General features: G+C 71.1%; 8 protein-coding genes and 1 tRNA gene. 8 read left to right on the top strand and 1 reads right to left on the bottom strand.

Features of this window, described 5'->3' with window-relative positions:
* The first annotated feature begins 109 nt into the window (after positions 1-109).
* From Q0112_RS18660 to Q0112_RS18685, 6 genes are all read left to right on the top strand, one after another.
* Positions 110-382 carry a BrnT family toxin gene (locus Q0112_RS18660; RefSeq protein WP_297977568.1) on the top strand — a complete coding sequence of 91 codons (273 nt, stop codon included), beginning with the start codon at positions 110-112 and terminating at the stop codon, positions 380-382.
* Positions 351-629, top strand: coding sequence for a helix-turn-helix domain-containing protein (locus Q0112_RS18665; protein WP_297977569.1), 279 nt, complete (start codon positions 351-353; stop codon positions 627-629). The genes Q0112_RS18660 and Q0112_RS18665 overlap by 32 nt, the downstream gene beginning before the upstream one ends.
* A gap of 91 nt (positions 630-720) precedes the next feature.
* On the top strand, positions 721-2,061 hold the full coding sequence (gene radA, locus Q0112_RS18670) for a DNA repair protein RadA (RefSeq protein WP_297977570.1): 1,341 nt from the start codon (positions 721-723) through the stop codon (positions 2,059-2,061).
* Between the two features lie 11 nt (positions 2,062-2,072).
* A complete protein-coding gene (locus Q0112_RS18675; RefSeq protein WP_297977571.1) occupies positions 2,073-2,675 on the top strand; it encodes a CvpA family protein in 603 nt (200 codons plus the stop codon).
* A 36-nt stretch (positions 2,676-2,711) separates the two neighbouring features.
* A complete protein-coding gene (gene purF / locus Q0112_RS18680; protein ID WP_297977572.1) occupies positions 2,712-4,160 on the top strand; it encodes an amidophosphoribosyltransferase in 1,449 nt (482 codons plus the stop codon).
* Positions 4,157-4,831 carry an SDR family NAD(P)-dependent oxidoreductase gene (locus Q0112_RS18685; protein ID WP_297977573.1) on the top strand — a complete coding sequence of 225 codons (675 nt, stop codon included), beginning with the start codon at positions 4,157-4,159 and terminating at the stop codon, positions 4,829-4,831. The genes purF and Q0112_RS18685 overlap by 4 nt, the downstream gene beginning before the upstream one ends.
* A 106-nt stretch (positions 4,832-4,937) precedes the next feature.
* On the opposite strand, the gene Q0112_RS18690 is transcribed toward Q0112_RS18685, so the two are convergent.
* Entirely contained in the window at positions 4,938-5,831 is an 894-nt protein-coding gene (locus Q0112_RS18690) for an NAD(P)-dependent oxidoreductase (RefSeq protein WP_297977574.1), read from the bottom strand.
* A gap of 148 nt (positions 5,832-5,979) precedes the next feature.
* On the opposite strand from Q0112_RS18690, the gene Q0112_RS18695 reads away from it, so the two are divergent.
* A complete protein-coding gene (locus tag Q0112_RS18695) occupies positions 5,980-7,932 on the top strand; it encodes an elongation factor G (protein ID WP_297977575.1) in 1,953 nt (650 codons plus the stop codon).
* Between the two features lie 74 nt (positions 7,933-8,006).
* Positions 8,007-8,081: transfer RNA gene (locus Q0112_RS18700), tRNA-Phe, on the top strand.

Here is an 8,081-nt window from a genome sequence, read left to right on the forward strand (position 1 = left end):
CCTACCTCGACCAGTTCATCCACGGCCGCGCCACCGGCCCGATCGAGACGGTCCGGTGATGCGGTTACGGGATTTCCGTTGATCATAGTGCGGAAATTCCGTATATCCCATGCAGGACAGCTTCGACCCAGCCAAGGACCGCGCAAACGTCGCGAAGCACGGCCTGTCGCTGGCCTTCGGAAAGAGGATCTTCGAGGACGACGACCATCTGATCCTTCCGTCCATCCGGCCCGTGGACGGCGAGGAGCGCTTCAAGGCCATCGGCGCGGTGGCCGGCAAGCTCTATACCGCCGTCTTCACGTGGCGCGGCGACCTGCCCCGATTCATCTCCGTCAGAAGGAGCAACAAGGGTGAAGAACGAGCCTATCGCACTCCCGGCTGACCCCTCCGACCCCGAGGACTTCGACGTCTCCCCCGAAGCCCTCGACCGCGCCCAGCGCAGCCGCCTGATCCGCCGGACCCGCACCGGCCTCGGCCTTTCCCAGGCCGAGTTCGCCCGCCGCTTCCACGTCCCCGTCGGCACGCTGCGCGACTGGGAGCAGGCCCGCGCCACCGCCCCCGACTTCGCCGTGGCCTATGTCCGCGTCATCGCCAGGCACCCCGATCTGGTGTCCGCGGCGGTCGCATGAGGTGCCGGTAACGATGCATTAACCCGACGATTCCCTTCCGTTTCAACATCTTACCTATAGTTTCGCGCGCGAAATCCCCCCATTACGCACCATGAGCAGCCGCCGCCCCGCCTTCACCTGCACCGCCTGCGGCGCCACCCATTCCAAATGGTCCGGCCGCTGCGACGCCTGCGGTGCCTGGAACACCATCGCCGAGGAGGCCCCCCTCGCCGCCCCTGCCCGCGGCCGCCGCATCGCCCTCACCGGCCTCGCCTCGACCGAGCCCCCGCTCCCGCGCAGCCTCTCCGGCATCGCCGAGCTCGACCGCGTCCTCGGCGGCGGCCTCGTGCCCGCCTCGGCCATCCTCGTCGGCGGCGACCCCGGCATCGGCAAGTCCACCCTCCTCCTCCAGGCCGCCGCCGCCTTCGCCGCCGGCGGCCAGCCCGCCGTCTACGTCTCCGGCGAGGAGGCCACCGCCCAGATCCGCATGCGCGCCCAGCGCCTCGGCCTGACCGACGCCCCCCTGCAACTCGCCACCGAGACCAGCCTGCGCGACATCCTCGCCACCCTCGAGGCCGAGCGCCCGGCGCTCGCCGTCATCGACTCGATCCAGACCATGTGGTCCGACGCCGTCGACAGCGCCCCGGGCTCGGTCTCCCAGGTCCGCGCCGCCGCCCACGAGCTCACCAGCTTCGCCAAGCGCCGCGGCACCGCCGTCCTCCTCGTCGGCCACGTCACCAAGGAGGGCCAGATCGCCGGCCCGCGCGTGGTCGAGCACATGGTCGACACCGTCCTCTACTTCGAGGGCGAGCGCGGCCACCAGTTCCGCATCCTGCGCGCCGTCAAGAACCGCTTCGGCCCCGCCGACGAGATCGGCGTCTTCGAGATGACCGGCCGGGGCCTCGCCGAAGTCACCAACCCCTCCGCCCTCTTCCTCTCCGAGCGCGACGCCGCCACCTCCGGCTCCACCGTCTTCGCCGGCATCGAGGGCACCCGCCCCCTCCTCGTGGAAATCCAGGCCCTCGTCGCCCCGGCAGCCCCCGGCACCGCGCGGCGCACCGTCGTCGGCTGGGACAGCGGGCGCCTCGCCATGCTCCTCGCCGTCCTCGAGGCCCGCTGCGGCATCCCCTTCGGCCCCTCGGACGTCTACCTCAACGTCGCCGGCGGCCTGCGCATCACCGAGCCCGCCGCCGACCTCGCCGTCGCCGCTGCGCTGGTCTCCGCCCGCCAGGACATCCCCCTGCCGCGCGACGCCGTCGTCTTCGGCGAGGTCTCCCTCTCCGGCGCGCTCCGCCCGGCGCCGCAGACCGACGCCCGCCTGCGCGAGGCGGCGAAGCTCGGCTTCGCCCAGGCCTTCACCCCGCCCGGCGCCCGCGGTAACGACCTCGCGATTCACCCGGTTGCGGATCTCGCCGCATTCATGGACAAGTGCTTCGGCCCCATCGAGCGGTGACCCGGGAGAACATGCAAGGCTTCACACTCGTCGACGGCATCGTCCTCGCGGTCATCGCGCTCTCCGCCGTCCTCGCCTACGCCCGCGGCTTCGTGCGCGAATCGCTCTCGATCGCCGGCTGGGTGGTGGCGGCGCTCGCCGGCTTCTACTTCGCCCCGATGCTCGAGCCGCTGATGCGCGAGGTCCCGGTCCTGCGCGACCTCCTCGGCACCAACTGCGAGCTCGGCATCCTCGCCGGCTTCGCCGCCGCCTTCGTCACGGCCCTCGTCCTCGTCTCCTTCATCACCCCGCTCCTCGCCGGCGCGGTGCAGAATTCCGCCATCGGCCCGATCGACCAGGGCCTCGGCTTCCTCTTCGGCATCGCCCGCGGCGTGCTCCTCGTCGTCATCGCCCTCGTCGTCTACGCGACGATCTTCGGCGGCTCGGGCGGCATCGCCCAGATCGACGGCAGCCGCAGCGCCGCCGTCTTCGGCGACCTCGAGCGGCGCATCCAGGCCATGCTCCCCGAGGACGCCCCGCAATGGGTCGCGGGGCAGTACGACCGGCTGACCGCCAGCTGCGGCCGAAGCACCGACCAGGCGCTGATGACATTGCCGAAACCCGCCTCTATATAGCGGCGCAACGCTGTCCCCCGGAGGCGCCCCCGCCCCATGACAATCCCCTTCGACGACGACAAGCTGCGCGAGGAGTGCGGCGTCTTCGGCGTGATCGGCGTCCAGGACGCCGCCACCTTCGTCGCCCTCGGCCTGCACGCGCTGCAGCACCGCGGCCAGGAAGCCGCCGGCATCGTCGCCTACGCGCCCGAGCCCGGCTTCACCTCCGCCCGCCACTTCGGCTACGTCCGCGACAACTTCACCTCCCAGAGCCGCATCGAGGGCCTGCCGGGCTCGCTGGCCATCGGCCACGTCCGCTATTCGACCGCCGGCTCCAAGGGCAGCACCCAGATCCGCGACGTCCAGCCGCTCTTCGCCGAGTTCGCCATGGGCGGCGCCGCCATCGCCCACAACGGCAACCTCACCAATGCCCTCGCGCTCCGCGCCGAGCTCATCGAGCGCGGCTCGATCTTCCAGTCGGGCTCGGACACCGAGTGCATCATCCACCTGATGGCCCGCTCGATGCAGCGCACCATCCCCGAGCGGATGAAGGACGCGCTGCGCCTCGTCGAAGGCGCCTTCTCCATCGTCGCCATGACCCGCTCCAAGCTCATCGGCGTCCGCGATGCCCTCGGCGTCCGCCCGCTGATGCTCGGCCGCCTCGGAGACGCCTGGGCGCTCGCCTCCGAGACCTGCGCCTTCGACATCATCGGCGCCGAGTTCGTGCGCGAGATCGAGCCCGGCGAGATGGTGATCTGCACCGCCTCGGGCGTCGAGAGCTTCTTCCCCTTCCAGCCGAAGGCGCCGCGCTTCTGCATCTTCGAGAAGGTCTACTTCTCCCGTCCCGACAGCGTGATCGGCGGCCAGTCGGTCTACGAGACCCGCCGCCGCATCGGCGTCGAGCTCGCCCGCGAGGCCCCGGTCGAGGCCGACCTCGTCTGCCCGGTCCCCGACTCGGGCACCCCCGCCGCCATCGGCTACAGCCAGGAATCGAAGATCCCCTACGCGATGGGGATCATCCGCAACCAGTACATGGGCCGCACCTTCATCGAGCCGACCGAGCAGATCCGCAACATGGGCGTCCGCCTCAAGCTCAACGTGAACCGCGCGCTCGTCGCCGGCAAGCGCATCGTCCTCGTCGACGATTCCGTCGTCCGCGGCACGACCAGCCGCAAGATCCGCGAGATGCTGCAGGACGCGGGCGCCGCGGAAGTCCACTTCCGCATTGCCTCGCCCCCCACGCAGTGGCCCTGCTTCTACGGCGTCGACACCCCCGACCGCTCCAAGCTCCTCGCCGCCACCATGTCCGAGGAGGAGATGCGCGCCTGGGTCGGCGTCGACAGCCTCAAGTTCGTCTCCCTCGACGGCCTCTACCGCGCCTGCGAGGAACCGGGCGGCCGCAACCCCCGCCAGCCGCAGTTCTGCGACGCCTGCTTCTCCGGCGACTATCCGGTCCGCCCCTCCGACCGCATCGAGCAGGGCTTCCGCCCCAAGGTCACCGCGTGACCGCGGCGCCGCAACGCATCTCGCTCGTCACCGGGGCGAGCCGCGGCCTCGGCTTCGCCACCGCCCTCGCCCTCGGCACCCGCGGCGCCCAGGTGGTCGCGCTCGCCCGCACAGTCGGCGGCCTCGAGGAACTCGCCGACGCCATCGAGGCCGCCGGCGGCCCGACCCCGACCCTCGTGCCGCTCTCCCTCGACGACGACGGCGGCCTGCAGCGCCTCGGCCTCGCCATCCACCAGCGCTGGGGCCGGCTCGACCTCGTGGTGCACGCCGCCGCCCACGCCGCGCCGCTCGCCCCGGCCCCGCACCTCGCCGACAAGGATTTCGACACCAGCGTCGAGATCAACCTGCGCGGCACCAGGCGGCTCATCGCGATGCTGCATCCGCTCCTCGTCGCCGCGCCGGCCGGCCGCTTCGTCTACGTCGCCGACGACCGTGCCGGCCGCCCCTTCTACGGCGCCTACGGCGCCAGCAAGGCCGCCGCCGAATCGCTGGTGCGCAGCTGGGCCGCCGAGAGCGCCCGCATCGGCCCCGAGGTCCTGACCTTCGCCCCGAGCCCGATGCCGACGGCACTCCGCGCCCGCTTCTACCCGGGCGAGGACCGCAGCACCCTCACCCCCTGCGCCGAAGAGGCCGCCCGCCTCCTCGCGCGCCTGGAGACCGTCGCCGCCTGACGAAGGCCCCGCACCGCCGCGCTTCGTGTCTATACAACGTCTATACGCGAAAATAACACTTTCATATCAGTGCGTTACAATCTGGGCACGCGTGCCCGGGTGTGCCCTACCCCTTCACGTACTTCCGCCAGTCATGCTCCTCGCGGAATCCCAGCACCTCGCGGATCTTCCGGTTGGAATAGAGCGCCTCGAACTCACCGAGCTCCCGCGTCACCGGCACCCCCGGATAGAACCGCTCGACGATCTCCTTCGTCGGCAGGTTCACCGAGTTGGTGTCGTTCCCGGCATTGAACACCTGGAACCCGAGCCCGTCCTTCTCCAGGCAGAGATGCACGATCTGCCCCAGATCCCGCGCGTCGATGTAGCAGAAGGTATTCCGCCGCCTGACCTTCGGATCCGCGAAGAACCCCGGAAACAGCTCGTACTCGTGCGGCTCGATCACGTTCCCGATCCGGAGCGCATAGATGTCCGCCCCCGACCGCCGCTGGAAGCTCCGCGCCGTCACCTCGTTCACCACCTTGGACAGCCCGTAGCTGTCCATCGGATCGACGTCGTACTCCTCCTCGAGCGGCAGCGCCCGCGGATCGGTCTCCCCGTCCGAGAAGCAGACCCCATAGGTCGTCTCCGACGAGGCGACCACGATCTTCCTCACCCCGAGCTTCACCGCCGCCTCGATGACGTTGTAGGTCCCCATCGCATTGACCCGGAAGGTCTCGTTGTCCGGCCGGATCAGGATGCGCGGAATCGCCGCGAAGTGGACCACCGCATCGAGCTTCGGCACCCCCGTCCCCGGCTCCATCTCGTCGAAGCCGGCATACATCGTCATCGCGTTGAACATCTCCCCCGAGTCGGTGATGTCCGCGACCAGATTGTCGACCCCCGGATGATCGAGCGGCACCAGGTCGACGTTCAGCACCCGGTAGCCCTTGCCGAGCAGATACGGCACCACATGCCGCCCCGCCTTGCCCGATCCGCCGGTGAAAAGGATCCGCTTCGCCATCTCTTTCCTCCCCTTCTGGCCGCGCCGCCACTCATCGCCGTTTCGCCGCCCGAGTCCAGCCCCGCCCCCGCGCTCCGCGAAACGCTGGAAATCCACGCCGGCTCGGTCCTATGATCGGAGCCGAAGAAGAAACACCGGGGGAGACACAATGGCGCGCACCATCGCGGTTCTGGGGGCTTCCGGCACCGGCAAGTCCACGCTGGTCGACCGGATGTGCGCCCTCGAGGGCCAGCCGCACCCGGCCGCAGCGCCCGGCGAGCTCCGGGTCGCGACCTTCACCCACCTCGACGAGACCTGGCAGGCGATCGACACGCCCGGGTCCATCGAGCTCCTCCACGTCGCGACCGACGCCCTGCTCGCCGCCGACGCCGCCGTCGTCTGCGTCGCGCCCGACGCCGCCGGCGCGCTCCTCGCCTCCCCCTACCTCCACGCCGTCGAGGCCGCCGGCACGCCGGCCATCATCTTCATCAACCGCATCGACGAGGCGACCGACCGGGTCCGCGACATCGTCGCCGCGCTGCAGGACTACGCCGGCCAGCCCATCGTCCTGCGCCAGGTGCCGATCCGCGACGGCGGCCAGGTCACCGGCGCCGTCGACCTCGTCTCCGAGCGGGCCTGGTCCTACCGCGAAGGCGCCCCCTCGACGCTGATCGAGCTCCCGGCCGGCATGCTCGACCGCGAGCAGGAGGCCCGCAGCGCGCTCCTCGAGCATCTCTCCGAATTCGACGACCACCTGCTCGAGGAACTGATCGACGACAAGGAGCCGCCGAGCGCGGAGGTCTACGCCATCTGCGCCAAGATCCTCGCCGAGAACCGCGCCATCGAGGCGCTGATCGGCTCGGCCGCCCACGGCAACGGCATCGTCCGGATCATGAAGGCGCTCCGCCACGAGGCCCCGCCCCCCGCCGCCCTCCGCGAGCGGCTGCAGGCGCAGGCCAGCCTCTCCGAGCCGCCGATCGCGGTCGTCTTCGCCAGCGCCCACCGCAAGCACCTCGGCAAGACCCTGCTCCTGCGCGCCCTCGAGCCCCTGGCCGCCGGGCGCCCGGTCGGCGGCCGCCCGGCCGGCCAGCTCACCCCGGCCGACCCCCGCGACAGCCACCACCTCGACGAGGTGCCCGAAGGCATGATCGTCAGCGCGGTCAAAGCCGACCACCTCTCCGCCGGCCGCCTCGCCACCGCCGGCGAGCTGCACGAGACCCCGGCCTGGCACCGTCCGCAACCGCCCGTCGCCTACCGCATCCTCGCCCCCGTCGCCGAGCGCGACAGCGTCAAGCTCTCGGGCGCGCTCGCCTCGCTCGCCGAGGGCGACAGCGCGCTGATCGTGAGCCAGGACCCCGCCACCGGCGGCGCGCTGGTAGGCACCCAGGGCCCCCTCCACCTCCGCCTCGTCCGCCAGCGCCTGAAGGACGTCTTCGGCATGGAGGTGGACGAGGTGCTGCCCGCCGCCGACTACCGCGAGACCATCTCCCGCAGCCACGAGACCGCCTATCGCCACAAGAAGCAGACCGGCGGCGCCGGCCAGTTCGCCGACGTGCGCCTCGTCATCGCTCCCGGCGCCCGCGGCTCGGGCTTCACCTTCTCCGAGGTGGTGAAGGGCGGCGCGGTGCCGAAGAACTACATCCCCGCCGTCGAACAGGGCGCCGAGGACGCCATGGAGCGCGGCCCGCTCGGCTTCCCGGTGGTCGACGTCTCGGTGACCCTCACCGACGGCCAGGCGCATGCCGTCGACAGCTCCGACATGGCCTTCCGCATCGCCGGTCGCCAGGGAACGCGCGAGGCGCTGAAGGCTGCCGGCCCCGTCCTGCTGCAGCCGGTCTGCCGCGTCGCCATCCATGCGCCGGCCCTCTTCACCGGCAGCCTCGGCCCGATCATCTCCTCGCACGCGGGCCAGGTCCTCGGCTTCGACACCGACCCCGACGCCAAGGGCTGGGAACGGTTCGAGGCGCTCGTCCCCGGCAGCGTTCTCGGCCCCCTCGCCAACGACGTCCGCGCCGCCACGCAGGGCGTCGGCTGGTTCGAATCGAGCTTCGATCACTACGAGGAGCTGCACGGCAAGGCCGCCGACCGGATCATCCAGGAGCGCGCGAAGGAGCCCGCCTGACGTCCGAGATTTCCGCTGGACGACGACGTTGCCGTAGCCTAGTTATCGCCGCCAGACGGCGCGGCCGTCGCGACGCCCGGGTAGCTCAGGGGTAGAGCAGCGGACTGAAAATCCGCGTGTCGGTGGTTCAAATCCGCCCCCGGGCACCA

The sequence above is a fragment of the uncultured Amaricoccus sp. genome (assembly GCF_937858865.1).
Taxonomy (GTDB): Bacteria; Pseudomonadota; Alphaproteobacteria; order Rhodobacterales; family Rhodobacteraceae; genus Amaricoccus.